11 protein-coding genes and 2 pseudogenes are annotated in these 16,722 nt (G+C 61.7%); 8 read left to right on the forward strand and 5 right to left on the reverse strand.

Features of this window, described 5'->3' with window-relative positions; translation table 11 throughout:
- The first annotated feature begins 51 nt into the window (after positions 1-51).
- From ABIB90_RS36915 to ABIB90_RS36950, 8 genes and pseudogenes are all read left to right on the forward strand, one after another.
- Positions 52-891, forward strand: a complete 840-nt coding sequence (locus tag ABIB90_RS36915) for a 2OG-Fe(II) oxygenase (RefSeq protein WP_354171102.1) — start codon at positions 52-54, stop codon at positions 889-891.
- Positions 888-2,000, forward strand: a complete 1,113-nt coding sequence (locus ABIB90_RS36920) for a hypothetical protein (protein WP_354171100.1) — start codon at positions 888-890, stop codon at positions 1,998-2,000. The genes ABIB90_RS36915 and ABIB90_RS36920 overlap by 4 nt, the downstream gene beginning before the upstream one ends.
- A 1-nt stretch (position 2,001) precedes the next feature.
- Positions 2,002-3,003 carry a methionyl-tRNA formyltransferase gene (locus tag ABIB90_RS36925; RefSeq protein ID WP_354171098.1) on the forward strand — a complete coding sequence of 334 codons (1,002 nt, stop codon included), beginning with the start codon at positions 2,002-2,004 and terminating at the stop codon, positions 3,001-3,003.
- Positions 3,004-3,550: 547 nt separating this feature from the next.
- On the forward strand, positions 3,551-3,976 hold the full coding sequence (locus ABIB90_RS36930) for a ParB N-terminal domain-containing protein (protein WP_354171096.1): 426 nt from the start codon (positions 3,551-3,553) through the stop codon (positions 3,974-3,976).
- Positions 3,977-4,165: 189 nt separating this feature from the next.
- On the forward strand, positions 4,166-4,393 hold the full coding sequence (locus ABIB90_RS36935) for a hypothetical protein (protein WP_354171094.1): 228 nt from the start codon (positions 4,166-4,168) through the stop codon (positions 4,391-4,393).
- Between the two features lie 340 nt (positions 4,394-4,733).
- A pseudogene (locus ABIB90_RS36940) lies at positions 4,734-5,490 on the forward strand (YqaJ viral recombinase family protein).
- Positions 5,474-6,641: pseudogene (locus ABIB90_RS36945) on the forward strand (ERF family protein). The pseudogenes ABIB90_RS36940 and ABIB90_RS36945 overlap by 17 nt, the downstream one beginning before the upstream one ends.
- A complete protein-coding gene (locus ABIB90_RS36950) occupies positions 6,638-7,048 on the forward strand; it encodes a hypothetical protein (RefSeq protein ID WP_354171090.1) in 411 nt (136 codons plus the stop codon). Before ABIB90_RS36945 ends, ABIB90_RS36950 begins: the two are co-directional and overlap by 4 nt.
- On the opposite strand, the gene ABIB90_RS36955 is transcribed toward ABIB90_RS36950, so the two are convergent.
- From ABIB90_RS36955 to ABIB90_RS36975, 5 genes are all read right to left on the reverse strand, one after another.
- The gene (locus ABIB90_RS36955) at positions 7,026-8,753 is read right to left on the reverse strand and encodes a PQQ-dependent sugar dehydrogenase (RefSeq protein WP_354171088.1); all 1,728 of its coding nucleotides are present in this window, start codon (positions 8,751-8,753) and stop codon (positions 7,026-7,028) included. The two genes, ABIB90_RS36950 and ABIB90_RS36955, sit on opposite strands and share 23 nt — an antisense overlap.
- Before the next feature lie 616 nt (positions 8,754-9,369).
- Positions 9,370-9,984, reverse strand: a complete 615-nt coding sequence (locus tag ABIB90_RS36960) for a transglutaminase-like cysteine peptidase (RefSeq protein WP_247475343.1) — start codon at positions 9,982-9,984, stop codon at positions 9,370-9,372.
- An 846-nt stretch (positions 9,985-10,830) separates the two neighbouring features.
- Positions 10,831-12,144 (reverse strand): HlyD family type I secretion periplasmic adaptor subunit, encoded by a 1,314-nt coding sequence (locus ABIB90_RS36965; RefSeq protein WP_354171086.1) that lies wholly within the window; start codon positions 12,142-12,144, stop codon positions 10,831-10,833.
- A complete protein-coding gene (locus tag ABIB90_RS36970) occupies positions 12,141-14,075 on the reverse strand; it encodes a type I secretion system permease/ATPase (RefSeq protein ID WP_354202499.1) in 1,935 nt (644 codons plus the stop codon). The genes ABIB90_RS36965 and ABIB90_RS36970 overlap by 4 nt, the downstream gene beginning before the upstream one ends.
- A 90-nt stretch (positions 14,076-14,165) precedes the next feature.
- Positions 14,166-16,631, reverse strand: coding sequence for an Ig-like domain-containing protein (locus tag ABIB90_RS36975; RefSeq protein WP_502917053.1), 2,466 nt, complete (start codon positions 16,629-16,631; stop codon positions 14,166-14,168).
- Positions 16,632-16,722 lie beyond the last annotated feature (91 nt).

Consider the following 16,722-nt stretch of genomic DNA (forward strand, 5'->3'; position numbering starts at 1 on the left):
GCATGCCTGGAAGGGGGCAGCTCGAAGCCGCCGCAGCGGGAGTCCGCGAAATTGCATGTCGACGTACAACTTCACTCGCTAAGCGGCCTCTTCGCCCAAGGCGATGCCCTGCGTTCTGAATACGCCAGTGCAAAACCCTGGCCACACATTGTCGTCCACGACGCATTTCCCGAGAAATTACTGGATATGGTTGCGGCCGAATGCGTCGCGCTCGAAGAAACCAACCTGATTGCCACAAACACCGATCGCCTAGTGAAGCAGGAGATTTCTCACGGGCTCGGGCCAGCCACTCAACATCTGCTGAGCCTGGTGGACAGCGCTCGTTTCCGTGAATTCGTGTCGGCCATCACTGGAGTTCGCGATCTTCTCTCCGATCCAACCCACAAATTTGCGGGGGTACATCGAACGCCTCCGGGAGGCTTCACGAAGATTCATCGCGATTTCGAGGTTCATTCGACGACCCGACTGTTCCACCGGGTCAATCTCCTCATCTATCTCAATCGGGATTGGCCCGAAGCCTACGGCGGCAGCCTCGAATTGTGGCCTGCCGACATGTCAGCTCTCGGACGCCGTATCTTCCCGCAGTTCAACACCATGATCCTGTGGAAGACACACGGCGCCACTCTTCACGGCCTCCCTGATCCGGTCACATGTCCGCCTGGTCGAATGCGCATTTCCGTCGCATCGTATTACTACACGACGACGCGCCGCGTCCCGGCGCCGGGCGAACGCCGCGTCCGGTATTGGGCCGCGCGTCCCGGCGAAGACCACTGCATTGAGCGAATGAGTTGGCAGGATCATCTCCGCGCCCTCATACCCGATCCGCTCTATAACGTGCTCCGGGCGGCACGCGATCGGATATCCAGAGCGCGCAGGTCGAGGGCATCATGAATCCAGTATTTGCAGCGGCAATGGCGGGATCCCATTCCACGACCGGAATTGAGGCAGGAACTGCCTTCACCCAACCGCGACCAGCCGATATCGACAAGCGAATTCCTTCCAGGCCGGGCTTCTCGCCTGTTCGGCTGCGAACATTGATGAAGCTTGCCGTCGAGCGAACAGGGCTAGATCTTTCGGAATTGACCGTGCTGACCGAAGCGGCGACTGGCGCCTACGCCGTGACTGCCGTCCTCGCCGCGATGGCCGGAGCCAAGCACGTCTACGCGTTTGCAAAACCTGGCCGCCACGGGACCGTGGCCGATGCCAAACAAGAGACTCTGGAGCTCGCTGCCCCCTTGGGCGTCGCTGATCGCATCGAAATTCTGGAGAAGATCAGCCCCGAGGTGCTTTGCAATGTCGACATCATAACCAACAGTGGCCACCTTCGCCCCCTGATGGCTCCGCTGATTGCACATTTGCGCAACGACGCCGTGATCGCCTTGATGTTCGAGGCGTGGGAATTTCGTCGTGAGGACCTGGATATCGAAGCGTGTGCAATGCGCAAAATCCCGGTGGTCGGTGTCAACGAGCGACACCCCGCCGTGGACGTCTTCTCATTCCTCGGACCGCTTGCCGTGAAACAGCTCCACGACTGCGGTTTGGCGGTGCTCGGCAACAGAATCGGTCTGCTCTGCGACAATGACTTCCTTGTCCCGTTGCGCACTGGACTAGCAAGCTCGGGGGCGAGCGTCACGACGTTCGACAGTGCTGCGGCGGTCCATCCCGAAGGATGGGACGCGTTCGTTGTCGCGTTGCAGCCAGCGGCAGCGCCGCGTATCGGCCAAGCGGAAGCTGCGCATCTGGCTGCATGCGCGCCCGCCGGCGCCGTCGTGGTACAGTTCTGGGGCGACGTCGATCGAGCGGCGCTGGCCCGAAATGGTTTTTCCCTCTGGCCCACGCAGCCGGTCGGGCAGGGCCATATGGGCATCCTGCTGTCGGAGATTGGCCCCGAGCCGATCGTACGATTGCAGACTGGAGGATTGCGGGCAGCCGAATGGGTGTGGCGCGGCGGTGCCGTGACACGGGACGGCTTTGCCCAGCTCGTACCATGGCAGGAATGACATGACCGAGCGGCTGCAGCCCGATGTCCTCCTTCTCGCGGACGGACCGACAGGCTTCACTGCCCTTCGGTCGTTGGCTGCGCAGTGCCGCGTGGCCCAGGTCTTCCGGAAGCCGGACCAACCCGAAGCCAGCGCGCTAAAGGCATTTGCGAAAGCCCAAGGTATCCTGGTCACGGAGTTGCAGGAATTGAACCAGCTTCGGAAAGCGATCGCCGACTTGCGTCCCGCTGCCGTCGTGATCTCTTCCTTCGATCGGATAATCCCGCCGCAAATTCTTGCATTGTGTCGCTTTGTTAACGTGCACTATTCGCTTCTGCCTCATTATCGCGGCCGCGCCAACGTGAACTGGGCAATCATCAATGGCGAGACGACCGCCGGAATCAGCATTCACCTTGTCGTCCCGGAGCTCGATGGCGGCAATCTGCTGTTTCAGCAGGCGATCCCGATCGGCTCGAACGACACGGTCGCGTGCCTGTACAATCGTCTCAATGCCATCCAGGAGCGTGAGCTCGGCGGGGTAGTTCTGCGAGTCGTCGCCGGCTATCAGGGCACCGGCCAGAATACCGATCAGGCCTCCTATGGCTGCACCCGCGTGCCGGACGATGGCGAGATTGATTGGCGACAGCCGACCGACGTCATTGATCGAATGATCCGCGGATTAACTCCGCCTTTTCCTGGTGCCTTCACCCATCTTGACGCTCAGCGGCTTATCATCGCCAACGCTTCGCCGCGGCTTGATGCCCCCTCTTATATCGGCCGCGTGCCGGGCCGGATCGTGGGCCGGTCACCCTCCGAAGGTTGGGTGGATGTGCTGACCGGCGACGGCGTCCTGCGCGTATCCAGCGTCCTCACTGCCAATTCCGAACGGCCATGTGCTGCCGCTTTCGTCATTGGATCGACGCGAGCTACCCTTGGGCTGTCACGCCTTGACCTTCTCCGCCGGATCGTTGCGCTTGAGGACAGGCTCGCTTCGCTCGAGCGGCTCAAATGCACTCAGGAGTAGCTCGCCCGTTCTGGCCAAGCAAGGCTCCGTGCGCCGGCGTTTCACGCCCCATCCCGCCCAACGGCCGCCCACAGCCCATCGCGGCCCGGACTCTGCACGCGAACCCAGCGCACAGCCGTCGCCGGGGCATGCCGCGGAAACTCAGGGTTTCGCACATCCCAAGTGCGCCCGAATTCCCTGCGAACAGGGAATTTTACAGGGAAAAGCGCGCGTTGCAGAGCCGTCATCTGGTCCGCACATTGCGCAATGCCCGTAGAATCGCAACGCAAATCAAACTGTCTCGTCTCGCTCCGGCATTCCGGAACAGCGAATTTTTTGCGGGCGAACAGGGAATCTGGTTGCCTTGAGCACGGAATAACGCAGACGCGCAGGCACCGCGTCGGCAATGGTTTTGCGCCACGCTATTGAGGCGGGCGTCGGTGCGCGCGCGATTCCTTCTGTGGATAACCACTGTTGCAAGATCGGCGTCCGCGCGCTGGGATGAATCGTTAACCGTAGTCCAATTTAGTTGGCTCGGCTCCTCTCTTAGCTTTTGCGAGGCGATCCGATGCAACATTCCGATGTGCGGACCAACGGTTATCCGCTGCGACATGACCTCACCCCCGTTCCTGTGCGGATCGAGGAACTCAAGCCGCTGGGCCAGCAGACGCGCCGACACGCGACGGCCCAGATCGGCAAGCTCGCGGCGAGCCTGCAGGAGTTCGGATTCGTTCTTCCCATCGTCGTTGATGCCAAACGCCGGGTGGGTATCCGGCTGGGCGCTGGTCGTAGCCGCCCGGCAGCTCGGGCTCTGCCGTCCGATGCTCCTTGGCTCGATGAATATCTGTCGGAGCTTCTTGCCTTTCCATATGGAAGGCACGATGACCAGGTCGATAGCACCTCGCAATTCCTCAACTGGGCGGCCACGCGTGCAATGGTCAACGATTCCGATATGGGCTGTAGTTCCGTCAGCAAAGACCCGTTCGGATACTGATACTAGGCCACGGCGCCGAGAGCCAAACCGGCGTCGCGCCATCATGTACCGCGCGCACCGGGACCACTCCGGACCCACGCAGCAGGTCGCCGGTCAAAAACAACAATGTTGCTGGAGAAAGCACTGGCATTGCCGCGCCAACGGAGCGTTACTGGCCAAGTCTGAGCCGCCTTTGTCCCGGAGACAACGATGGAGCCGCCCTTCGAGTTTGCCCATCTTAGTCCCGCCTGCGATCCGCCGGAGCGCTACCAAGCGGCGGCGGAGCTGCTGGCCGAACTCTGGGGCCGCGTGCGCGCCTTTCGCGCCGATTGCAACGACGATCCGTTTCTCACGGCTGTGACCGGTCACCTTGAAGCTCAACTGGTCGCCGCCGGCCTCGTGCTCGGCATCCAGCTCGATCTCATCTGCCGACGCTAGTTTGGTGTTGCCCCATCAAGGCGGCAGCGCGCCGATTCAAAGCCGCAAAGGACCGCCGCACGCCGGCGGCCAAAAGAGCAAGAATCTTGCTGCAGAAAGCGCTGGCCTTCGCGCGCAAACGGAGCGTTACTGAGTCGGACCGGGCCTGGGCCGTTGCCCCGGTTTCTCTCCTCGCAGCTGCGGGGCTTTTGGTGGTGCGGCGCCAAGCCACGTTTGCCAAACCAAGGAGAGACCGGTGATCCCGATTGCAACCGACGGCGCCGAGGCGCCACATCGCATCATCAAGTTCGACCCCAACGACCGGCGCGCTTTTATCGGCGGCTCGGATGCCCGCATCATCATGGGCAATGATCAGGACGACCTCACGCGTCTGTGGCGGGAAAAGCGCGGCGAGATCGCGCCGCAAGATCTTTCGAACAACCTGATCGTGCAGCTCGGCACCGTCACCGAAGACCTCAACCGAAGCTGGTACCAGCGCGCGTCGGGTATGACAATTACGGAAATTCAGAAACGGGTACGGCATCCCGTCCACAGCTGGATGGCGGTCACCCTCGATGGCATCGTCGCAGAAACCGGCGCGGTGTTCGAGGCCAAGTTCATGCTGCCCTGGGCCTTCACCGAGGAGGCCGCGGCCGACAAACACATGGCGCAGCTGCAGCACAACATGTGGGTGATCGCCGCCCGTTCGGCGGTGCTGTCGATCATCACCGGCGGCGGCAAATGGGTCGAGCTCACGGTGCATGCCGATCCGCTCTACCAGCACCTGCTGCTCACGGCCGAAAAGAAGTTCTGGCGCTGCGTGCAGAGGGGCGAGCCGCCGCTCCTGTTCGGGATCGAGACGCCGCGGCCGCGGCTGGCCGCCGTCAAGGTCGTCGACATGACCGCGTCCAATCTCTGGGCCGACTGCGCGGCGACCTTATCTGCGCACCCGCGCCGCCCATGGCGAGCACGAATTGGCCAAGGCCGAGCTGAAGAAGCTGCTGCCCGAGGACGCCAAAGAGGCGATCGGCCACGGCCTTCGCGCCAAGCGCGCCAAATCCGGCGCCATCAGCTTTGATCCGGTGGAGATGGAGGCCGTCCATGCACCAGGCCAGTGAGCATATCGGGGCGATCGCAGCGGCGCTGGCCCGCGCCCAGGCCGAACTGACCAACCCGGAGAAAACCCTAACGGCTCAGATCCGCTCGCCCCTTTCTGCGTGATGACGATCGGACGTTTCGCTACGCCTCGCTGGCTTCGGGCCTCGACATCGTGCGCAAGACCCTCAGCGCGCAGGAGATCGCCACCATCCAGACCACCCGGGTCGAGCCGGCCACCGGCATCATTCACCTCACCACCCTGCTCGCGCATGCCTCCGGCGAATGGATCTCCTCGGACTGGCCGGTCTGCGCACTCAAGGACGTCGAGGCGCCGCACCGCATGGGCGCGGCGCTGACCTACGCAAGGCGCTATGCCCTGTTCGCGCTGGTCGGGATTACCGGCGAGGATGATCTCGACGCCCCCGATGTGGTCGCCGGCCCGCCGGCCGCGGCGCCGCACGCAGCCTCTGGCGCGAAAGCCAAGCTCGCCAAGGACGTTCTCAACCGCGCACCGGTGCTGGGGCCGCCAGAGTCCGCGGAGCTCCGGGAGCGGCTGTTGCGCCAGCTCGCCGCCCTGCACGAGGGTGAGGGCCTGCTTGCCTGGACCAAGGCCAGCCTGCCGCTCAAGAACACCCTGCCGGCGGCAGACGCCCGGATCGTCGAGGCCGCCTACCAGACCCGCCGGGAGGAGGTCGGCCGGCTCGCGGGCAGCAGGGGCGAACACGCGCCCTTAGATCCCGAGCCAAGCCTGTCGGCAGAGCCGCTCGCGGGAGCGGCTGCCGAAGCTCCGCTGCAACCGGCGGTGCAGGACACTGGACTGGCCTATCCCAAGGAGCCGCCGCGCAAGCGCAGCAAGGCGCACCTGCTATTCGTCTGCCGGCAGCCCTGCCTGGTCTGCCAGCAAACCCCGTGCGATGCCCACCATCTGAAGTTTGCCCAGCCCCGCGCGCTCGGGCGCAAGGTCAGCGACGAGTTCACGATCCCGTTGTGCCGCGCGCATCACCAGGAACTGCACCGGCAAGGTAACGAGCGCGCGTGGTGGTCCAACCTGCAGATCGCGCCCTTGCTGGTGGCGCAGGACTTGTGGGCGGCGAGCCCCGTCCACGATACGGCCAACTTGATGCGCGCGGCCTTGCCCGCAAACCTTGGATCGGAGGCCTCACCGCGATGAACGGGCCATTCCAAACGGCGCAGCAGCCGACCGCGACCGCGCTGCCGATCGAGTTCGAGGTGTTGGCACCGCCCCTGCTGCTGCCAGGCGAGAATCTCGACCACTACCAGGCGCTGCGGCAGGCGGTCTTCGCCGACCTCGCGCCAAGATCGGCCATCGAATGGCTGCTCGCGATCGATGTGGCCGAACTCTCTTGGGAGATCCAGCGCTGCCGCGTGTTGCGCCACAAACTTCTCGAGGTCTATCGGCAAAAGGCCGTTGAAGCCGCGCTGCGCCGCATTGACATGATCGGGATCGCACCTGAGTTTGAAGACCAGGCCGAATACCATACGCGGCAAACGCATGGCAAAATTTCAAAGCCCGGTTCGCGCCACGAAACCTTTGTCAAAGCGTACGCAGATAACTGAGTATAGCCCGGCGCTCTGTCGCGCTGGCATCACCTGCAAAATCCATCATAGTCCCGGGACAGAAATTGCTTGGGGCTCTGAGGAACTCCTCCAGGCGCTCTTCCGTCCATATACCCCCCAGCCGACGCAAACTCGGGGAATAATCTGGATAGCTCCCGACGGACGCGACTTGACGACCGATGATACCGAGCAAATCTGGGCCGATCCGATTGCCGTTGGTCAAGCTCGACTGGTGACAGCCACCACACTTCTCCGCAAAAAGTGTCTCACCGGTAACACCCTCTTTCGGGCGAAGCGAAATCATCTCTTGATCGTCCGTCCATAACATCAGGGTGCCATCATGCCCCTCGACGAGGTCGCGAATGCGGCTTCCTATCGCTATGGGCTCGAGGTATTTGACCTGGCCGTCCCGCACGCGCGCACGAAACAACGCCGCAGCCTTGAGGGAAGCGATCAACAGATCACCTCGCCATTCCGGAAGTAATCCGCGCTCCACGACGAGCAAATTGGAAACCCCAATCGACGGGACCCAAGCGAACACAGGAGCTTCATAGCCCTTCTGCTCCGGTTCAGGCTTATTCAGCGGCCACGCGAATGCACCATAGTCCGTTCCATAGGTCGCGTATGGCCAACCGTAATTTGCGCCCGGGAGCAGTCGATTCAGCTCATCGCCGCCTTGGGGGCCATGCTCGGTCAACCATACTGTCCCAGACGGATCGATGTAGAGGCCTTGGGGATTCCTGTGACCGATGGTGAAAGTCCTGGCTCGCCCATCAGCAATATTGATCGCCACCGTTTGACCATAAGAGGCAGACGAATCCTGCGCATAGGCGTGAACCGAGGCGAGCCCGTCAAAACCGAAGTCACCAACGGTCAACAGCAACGTATCTGCATTGAGGAGAGCCATCCGCCCTCCCCCAAAATAACCGACGAACGGAATGCCGCGGCGACGGTATTCGCCGCGCACCGGTAGACACGGTGTCGTTTCGTAGAGGGCTCTCCACTCGAGCCCCACTTCGCCGCGAAGAATTGCCGCGCGGTTCGACTCCAGGACGGAGATCCGCTCCGTCCAACATTCCTCAGCGACATGCCAGAAAGCGTGCGAAACAAAGATGCGCGTGCTCGCCCCGACCTCCTGAACCAGTAAGCCATACGTCCGGAACCACTCCGGATTAAGAATCTCGTGTCCGGCCTGCCTCCTCTGCGCCTCTTCCGGCCCCCAACCGACTCCTGCGCTCCAGGGGCGCCCGGCAGCCGCAGAAAATGCATCGCCGTTAATCGGCACGCGATACGGAAGCGTCTTGATGGTCAGGCTGTCACCTGCTTCCCGAGAGAAGAGGTGGAGATGACCATCTCCACTCAACAGAAGATAACGATCCTCGATCCGTGCCAGCGAGCCGCCGGCTACCGCAGATTTTGGGAAAGCTCTCGAGTAAGTGTGGACATCGAGGTTGTAGAACTCAGTCTTTATCACGCCCGACGTGCTAGCCGGCACCTCGGGCGTAAAGCGCACCACCGCCAAACCCGCCAGCGCTGAAGCTATCAGGCCGACAAGTGCCAGGGCCTGACGCAGCCCCGACGCGCCTACGAGGTACGGGGCCGGGACAAAGACCAACGCGGACGTGAAAACGCCAAACGTGATGGCGCGGGAATAGGTGGTTTTGGCGAGCACAAATCCAAGGAAGACCGCGCCAAAAATCGCCATGGTGGACACCACTGTCCGCCTCACGTATGACTCTCGCGGGGGCCGCATGGAAAGCGCGCAGCCGGCGCTTAGGACGAAAGCCGCCACAAGGCAACCCGGGGGAAGCAATTTGGCAGCGGGGACCTGCCACGGAGGGACGCCGAAATTGAAGGCTGGCGACAGGAAAAGCAACGCAACACAAGTGGCGTACCACAAAACCGCATACCGCGACGACGGCCGTTCGCGCCTACCCGGTTCTACTTTAGCCTCGACGCGGTGAACGAACTCAACCGGTGAAGCACGACTCTTTTTTGAGAACGGAGCGGCCTCAGTATTGTGAGGCTCCTGATTTCTCAGCTCGACCGAGCGAAAGAAAGCCATTGAATGTCCCTTGCTTCACCCTTTTTGCCGCGCCAATTGGCCATCTCGCTAGACGTCGTCACCGACCAGGTTCGAGCCGTTAGCGGTGTATGTTGGCGCCCTCCCCCTGTGACTTGGCCTGTTCCTCTCTGGATCCCCTCGGCTAGATCATGTGCTCGCAGACCGGCTCGCTTCGATCGAGCAGCTATCGAGCAGCTTAAGTGCGCCGAGGCGTAGCTCGCGCCTTGCGGCGGCGGGAGGCTCAGGGCACCGGCGCTCATGTCCCTTCCCGCCCAACCGCCGCCCACAGCCCATCGCGACCCGGGCTCTGCACGCGAACCCAGCGATAGGGCGTCCGCGACCATGGCATGATCTGCGGCGTGAGATTATCGAGGACGACATCGCCGTTCCTGGTACGCACGAGAAGCACCAAGTGATGCTCTCCGGAACCGACGACGACTTCGCTCAGTAACAGGACTCGCGCCGGCCACCCGCGCCGAAGCAGCTCGTGGCGCTTGCTTACCGCGTAGCCGCTGCAATCGCCCTGAGCGGGGTTGATGATCCACGCCTCGCCGGCAAGACCGAGCTCGTTGCGAACTGGCGCGATCGCCAGGTTGACCACGCGATTGATCTCCCGCAGGTCCGTCCATCGCTTCTCCGTCAGCCGGACCGGTCCGCCGCGGAAGAAGCGCCGCAGGCGACATTCGGCCTCATAACGCAGGCAAAACACCGTGTAAGTGAGCGGCGGAAGCGTCGGGCGTCCCAGCTCGATGTGCGCAAGAGCCGCTTGCGGGGCCGTCGGCATGGTCAACAATGCCGCACGCGCCCACTGAACGCCTCCTATGATCACAGCTATGGCTGCTGCGACGACTGGCCCAGAGGTTCGTTGCATCTGCCGATTCCCCTGCGAACGCCAAATTGAGGGCCCCGGATTCACCGCCCAGCGCCGCCGCCGCGGCCGCGGGAACGATCGTCTCTCCTATTAATATTTAATCCTATTTATATTTAATTCGGTCCGCAACAATAAAATAAACAATTAAATAGATGCGGAACTCGCCTGCAAGGAGCCGTCGTCGCGCCAAGGGCGCTGCCGCGGGAGGACGGGAAGAACGGTCGGCGCGGGTGTCGCCGTGGAGAGGCCCGTCAAGCGCCGCACGGAACGTGCTTCGCGCCCCCAGCACCAGTAACAATTTAACGTCGCACCATGATTTTAATTGTTGATTTAATTATTCACCGAGGCCAGATCGTCAAACGGCGCTTCCTCGAGCAGGACAGTTTCATATGCCAGGTGAGCTACTCGTCATCCTGGGGGCTGAAGCTTCAATACTTGTCTTCGTCGCCGCGATGACCCTGTACGCCAAGCGCATGGACGTACTGAGCGGACGGTCGTTCGAGCGATCCGTAGTCTCGTCCACAGACAACAGGCATCCGCTCCGGTCGACCCGTCGAAAGCCGCGCGATCTATTGCGGTTGATCAGGAGGTGGGTCGATCTCACCGCGCTCGCCCCACCAAATCTCTTGCGACGACCCGAAATCACCAGAACGGCGCGGCCGAGCCTTCAAACCAGACCGCGGGCTCTGTCCTGGCTTGTGACGCGCACTCGTCGGCGAGCCACGCCCGCGGCGGATGCATCCGGCCCAGCCGTGCCTTCAGAGGCTAATCGCAACGCTGGCGCCCACGGATTGGGCGCCAGCCCCGAATTCGCGCAGTCGAGCGCTACCATCTTCCCGCGAAGAATCAGCGTTCCTTGAACGCGCGCCCCGCCTGATCCCGCAGCGGCTTGAGCAGGTAGGATAGCGCGGTCCGACCTGCCGTCTTGATGAAGACCTCGACCGGCATGCCGGGCAACAGCTTGGCCGACCCGAGTTTCGCCAGCTCTTCCGGTTTCAGCAGGACGCGACCCGTGTAGTAACTCGTGCCGGCACGCTGATCCTGGGTGATGTCTGCCGAGACCATGCTGACCTCTCCGTCGATTTCGGGCGTGGTCTTCTGGTTGAATGCCGCGAATCGCATTGTCGCTGTCTGCCCCATATAGACCTGGTCGATATCGCGTGGTGCGATCTTGACCTCAACCGCAAGCGAGTCAGCATCGGGCACGATCAGCATGATCTGCTCACCGGGAGAGATTACACCTCCAACCGTGTGGACGCTCAGCTCGTGGACGCGGCCGGTTTGCGGTGCCCTGATATCGATCCGATTCAATTGATCCACCGCCGCAGTCTTGCGCTCGCTCAGCTCGGATAGCTTCGATCGCGTTTCGATCAGATCCTTGCCCACTTCCGTCCGCAGGTCCTGGTCGATCTGAATGATCTGGAGTCCGATTTCGGCGATCTTGCCCTTCGACTGAGCAATCATTCCTGCCAGCTGGCTGCGCTCGCCTTCGAGGCGGGCGGAATCGCGCTCGAGGGAATTGAGCCGCGTGATCGGCACCAGATTCTTTTGCCAGAGACTGCGCACGCCCTCCAGCTCTTGCCGGATAAATTCGACTTCCTTCTGCTTGGCCTCGGTCTGCCCTGTAAGGCCTTTGATCTCGTTTTCCAGCTGCGCGCTTTTCTCCTGCAACTGCGCCTTTTGGCCGCTTCGCGCCTGACGACGCAGCTCGAACAGCTTTCGCTCCGCAGTGATCGCACGGCTCGCCTCGGAGTTGCTCTCCTTGGCCCGGTCGAGCAGCACCTTGGGAAAGACAGTCTGCTCGGCGCCATCGCGCTCGGCCTCCAGACGAGCCTGCCGCGCGAACAACTCATCGAGGCTGTTCGTGACGATGGTCGCATTCGCGAGCGTCTGAGTCTCATCGAGGCGGATCAAAACATCTCCTGCATTGACCCGGGCCCCCTCCCGGACGCGCAACTCTCCCACGATCCCGCCGGTGGAGTGCTGAACCTTCTTGACGCTCGAATCCACCACAACGACGCCTTGGGCGATCACCGCGCCCGACAATTGGGTCGTTGTCGCCCAACCGCCGATCCCAAAGGTTACCAAACCGAACAAGATCATACCGACGATCATGTAACGCTGGATCGAATGCATCGCCGGTGTCACCAGGCCGCTCATCGACCGCCTCCTTGAGCTTCCGCGACGACTTTGAGCGGTGTGGGATTTCGCAACACTCTCTTGAGGACCTCCTCTCTTTTACCGAAGGACTGCACCCTGCCTTCCCCGAGGCACAAGACATGATCCACACTTTCCAACGCCTTCGGACGATGCGCAACCACGGCGACAATTCCGCCCCGACGGCGCACGTTCAGGATCGCTTCGGTCAAGGCCTCCTCGCCCTCGGCGTCGAGATTGGACGACGGCTCATCAAGTACGACCAGGAAGGGCTTGCCGTAAAAGGCGCGCGCGAGCCCGATACGCTGCCGCTGACCCGCCGACAGCGCCAGCCCTCCCTCGCCGATCTTCGTGCTGTAGCCGTCCGGAAGGGAGAGGATGAGGTCGTGTGCGCCCGCGGCATGCGATGCTTCCAGAACTGCGGCGGCCGTTGCCTCCGGGTCGAACCGTGCAATGTTCATCGCAATGCTGCCGTCGAACAACTCGACGTCCTGGGGCAGATAGCCGATGTGCTTGCCCAGAGCGTCCGAAGGCCAGTGATCGAGCGCGGCGTTGTCGAGCCGGACCCTGCCTCGAACGCAAGGCCACACCCCCACCAGCGCACGTGCCAATGTCGATTTGCCGGATCCGCTCGGACCAATGATTCCAACCGCCTGCCCGCTCCGCAAATGGAACGACACTTCACTGACGGTGGGCCTCTCCGAGTTTGGGGCGCCGATATACAGGTTTTCGACCGTGAGGTTTGCGACAGGCGGAGGCAATGCCAACCGCTCCTCCTCGCTGGGCAGAAGCTTCAGCAAGCGATCGAGCCGTTGCCCGGAGTGCCGCGCGGTGACGAATCCTTTCCAGTTCGCGATGGCCATTTCGACAGGCGCCAGTGCCCGCGCCGTGAGGATCGATCCGGCAATGATGATACCGGCCGTCGATTCCTGATTGATGACGAGGACGGCGCCGACGGCGAGAACCAGCGATTGCAGGATCGCCCGGAAAATCTTGGAGGCGCCACCGAGTCCGTTTGCGACATCGCTGGCCTGCTCATGGGCCGCGAGATACTTCGCGTTGACATCGCGCCAACGTAAGCCCGCCTGTTGCCGCATGCCCATGGCCTGCAGGACCTCGGCATTTCGCCGCCCCTCCAGCGCCAGTGCAGTTCGCGAGACGGCGAGACGCGAGGACGCCTTTGCCGGCCCTCGCGTGCGTGTTTCCGTAAGCATAGTAATGCCGACCAGGACCAGCGCGCCGGCCAGCGCAGTCACGCCAATCCAGAAGTGAAAGAGGAAGCAGACGCCGAGATAGATCGGCATCCAGGGCAGATCGAAGAGTGCCGTCGGCCCTCCGCTCGACAGGAAGCTGCGGACCTGATCGAGATCCCGCACCGGCTGCAAGCCATCGCCATCCGCTCTGGTCTTCAAAGGCAGGCGAACGAGCGCGTCGAATATGCGAACGCTGAGCCTTTCATCGAAATACCGGCCGACCCTGGCGCTGATCCTGCTCCTGACGAGGTCGAGCCCACCCTGGAACAGGTAAAGAACCGTGGCCAAAACCATCAAGGCGATCAGCGTCGGTATGCTGCGCCCGGGCAGCACCCGATCATAGACTTGCAGCATGAAAAACGAGCCGGTGAGCATAAGGAGATTGCTCATGCCGCTGAAGGCCGCGAGAGCCCAGAAAATCCGGCGGCACGACCGCAGGAAAGCCGACATCTCCGACTGCGGCTCGTGATAGTCCTCCGCCGACCGGGGTCGACCAGTGAATATCCGCTGCCGCAGGGCTTCGACCGGGCGCCTTGCCCAGCCGATCAGTTGCGGCGTCCGCAGTTCGGCGTCATTCGCCCACTGTCGTCCGGCCGACCATAGTCCCGCCAAATGCATAAGTGGGATTCGATAAAGATTCGCAGACGGGGGGATCACCCCCCGCCGTCCAAAGTCAGTCATGGCACCCGCCCTTAAAACATGCCTCGGGAGATCCCCCAAGAGATCCCCGAGGCAGTTGTTGAGTACTAGTCTGTGTGGTTGGCCCGCTCCTTACGCGAAGTGGAAGTCGTGGCTGTTCAACGCATCCAGCTTGGTGTTCTTCAGCGTGAGCGTGTCGCTCCCCGTCGCGATCACGACGTCGGAGCCTGATTGGGCTGCGTGGGAGAGAACGCTCGCAAAACTGTCGAACACACTTTTGCTGAACTCGATCGTGTCGTGCGCAGGACCGCTGGCAGTGAAGCTCTTGATGACATCGTTGCCGAAATTCGCAGCAAACGAGAAAGTATCGGCCTTGCTGGTGCCAACCAAGACGTCATTGCCTGAAGTGCTCGTCTGGATGTTGCTGCCTGTCGAACTCGAAGTAGGAACGACCTGACTGGTGCTCGTGGACGACGTAGCTACGCTGGAAGCACCGATCTGCCCGTCACCGTTGAGATCCTGGTGAAAGCTCGTCTCGAGCGATTTAAGGCCGGAGTCCGTACCCGACACGGAGCCGCCCGACGTGGAGCCGGTCAGGCTGCTGACGTGGGAAACGTAGTTGCCGTTGCTGTCGGTGTTCCAGGCCGTGTACTGACCGGTACTCGCCTCCTTCCAGGCAACCAGATAACCCGTCGCCGTCTTCTCCGCGCCAATCGGTGCCCAGGTGCCATCTGCCCCGTCCACAAAATCCACCCCGTGATTCTTCAGCGAGGAGCCCGATCCGCTGCTGCCGTTGAGGTAGAATTTGCCACCACTCTCAACGAGACTGGTCGCACCAGCCGCCTCGATTACTTTATCAGGAGTTGGCGTTGGCGACGTCGGTGTGGAAGCACTGGAAGTACCGATCTGCCCGTCACCGTTGAGATCCTGGTGAAAGCTGGTCTCAAGCAATTTAAGGCCGGAGTTCGTACCCGACACGGAGCCGCCCGACGTGGAGCCGGTCAGGGCGCTGACATGGGAAACGTAGTTGCCGTTGTTGTCGGTGTTCCAGGCCGTGTACTGACCGGTGCTCGCCTCCTTCCAGACCACCTCATAGCCTGTCGCCGTCTTCTCCGCACCAATCGGCGCCCAGGTGCCATCTGTCCCGTCGACAAAATCAATACCGTGATTCTTCAGCGAGGGGCCTGATCCCGTGCTGCCGTTGAGGTAATATTTACCGCCGCTCTCAACGAGACTTGTCGCACCAGCCGACTCGATTAGCTTACCAGGAGTCGGCGTTGGCGACGACGAGCCCGATCCGGACGTACCCGACCCGGACGAGCCGGAAGATCCGATGATAGGATCAAAAGCCGCTGACACGGCGCTTACGTTGCCCGCGACGTCAGTTGCCGTCGCCGTGAGAGCGTGTGCGCCGGCCGCCAGAGCAGCGGTTGTTACTGTCCACGCCCCGCTTGTGCTGGTCGTTGCGGTACCGACCTGCATGGTTCCGTCATACACCTTGATCGTGCTGTTCGCCTCGGCATTCCCGGACGCCACCACCTGATTGGCATTGTTGACGGTATCGCTGGAGATCGTCGGGGCCGCCACCTTGGTATCGACGGTCACCGCCAGCGCGGCCGATGTGGCGCTGGTCTTGCCCGATGAGTTGGTCGCGGTCGCCGTCAGCGTGTGCTTCGCATCAGTCAGAACTTGGGTGATGTAATCCCAGCTCCCGGTTGATGTCGCAGTCGTCGAACCGATCTGGGTCGAGCCGTCGTAGATCTTGACCGTGCTGCCGGCAGCAGCGGTGCCCTTGAGGTCGAGGGTATTGTCGTTCGTGATGCCGTCACCGGCGACGCCGCTGTCGGCCGAGAACGAGGAAATGACGGGTGCGGCTGGGGCAGTCGAACCAGTTGAGCCAGTCGAGCCCGTCGACGTACCGGCATTCGCCGACGTATTGAGCGTCCCCAACAAAGTCGATCCGTCATTGACGTTGCCGGTGTAGGTCGGGTTGGTCGTATAAAAGGAGGTATAGCCGTATTGACCCGACGCCATGTGGTTATTGGTGAACGAAACCCCGGTAACTGAGCCTCCGCTGAATATGTCGGCGTTGTAAACCGTGAAGCCGCCGCCCACGAGCAGATTGTTGTCGACACTGATATTGGAGATCGGCCCCCAATAGTTGTCGATCATGATAGCGGAGACCGATCCATTTTCATTGATGACCGTGTTGTGCTCGATGGTTACGTTGGACACGCCGCCGTCGATCTGGATGCCATCATAATGGGGCGATCCGGCCGCCTTCATGTCGTGGATATAGTTGTTCTGAATGACCGTACTTCCGGAATTGCTGCCCGCTACGTTGATGCCGTTTTCAACATTATAGATGTTGTTGCCGACAAACGTGCCCTCGCCATTGATTCCGACGTTGCCGGATGTGCCGCCGAGACCGTTGATTTCGCAATTCTTGACGACCGCGCCCGCTTGGTCATTGGTATTGACAATAAACCAGCTGTCGGACGTGATTTTGCAGTTCTCCAGCGTCACATTCGGTGCTTCGATAGTTACAGTGCCCTGAATGTTGAGACCAGAAATCACCGTTCCGGCTTGTGTAATCACGAGGTTTCCCGACGCCGTAAGCGTCACGCCTGGGGGTAAACCCGTGTTCGTCGCATCGGGCCATCCACCGTTTGGAGTCGTTGTAGCCAAA

It is taken from the genome of Bradyrhizobium sp. JR4.1, from assembly GCF_040548605.1.
GTDB classification, from domain to species: domain Bacteria; phylum Pseudomonadota; class Alphaproteobacteria; order Rhizobiales; family Xanthobacteraceae; genus Bradyrhizobium; species Bradyrhizobium canariense.

Excerpts from the sequence above, each read along its gene's own strand:
- ABIB90_RS36960 (WP_247475343.1), bottom strand. The coding sequence starts at position 9,984 with ATGCAACGAACCTCTGGGCCAGTCGTCGCAGCAGCCATAGCTGTGATC.
- ABIB90_RS36920 (WP_354171100.1), top strand. The coding sequence starts at position 888 with ATGAATCCAGTATTTGCAGCGGCAATGGCGGGATCCCATTCCACGACC.
- ABIB90_RS36925 (WP_354171098.1), top strand. The coding sequence starts at position 2,002 with ATGACCGAGCGGCTGCAGCCCGATGTCCTCCTTCTCGCGGACGGACCG.
- ABIB90_RS36955 (WP_354171088.1), bottom strand. The coding sequence starts at position 8,753 with ATGGCGATTTTTGGCGCGGTCTTCCTTGGATTTGTGCTCGCCAAAACC.
- ABIB90_RS36930 (WP_354171096.1), top strand. The coding sequence starts at position 3,551 with ATGCAACATTCCGATGTGCGGACCAACGGTTATCCGCTGCGACATGAC.
- ABIB90_RS36965 (WP_354171086.1), bottom strand. The coding sequence starts at position 12,144 with ATGAGCGGCCTGGTGACACCGGCGATGCATTCGATCCAGCGTTACATG.
- ABIB90_RS36970 (WP_354202499.1), bottom strand. The coding sequence starts at position 14,075 with ATGACTGACTTTGGACGGCGGGGGGTGATCCCCCCGTCTGCGAATCTT.
- ABIB90_RS36935 (WP_354171094.1), top strand. The coding sequence starts at position 4,166 with ATGGAGCCGCCCTTCGAGTTTGCCCATCTTAGTCCCGCCTGCGATCCG.
- ABIB90_RS36950 (WP_354171090.1), top strand. The coding sequence starts at position 6,638 with ATGAACGGGCCATTCCAAACGGCGCAGCAGCCGACCGCGACCGCGCTG.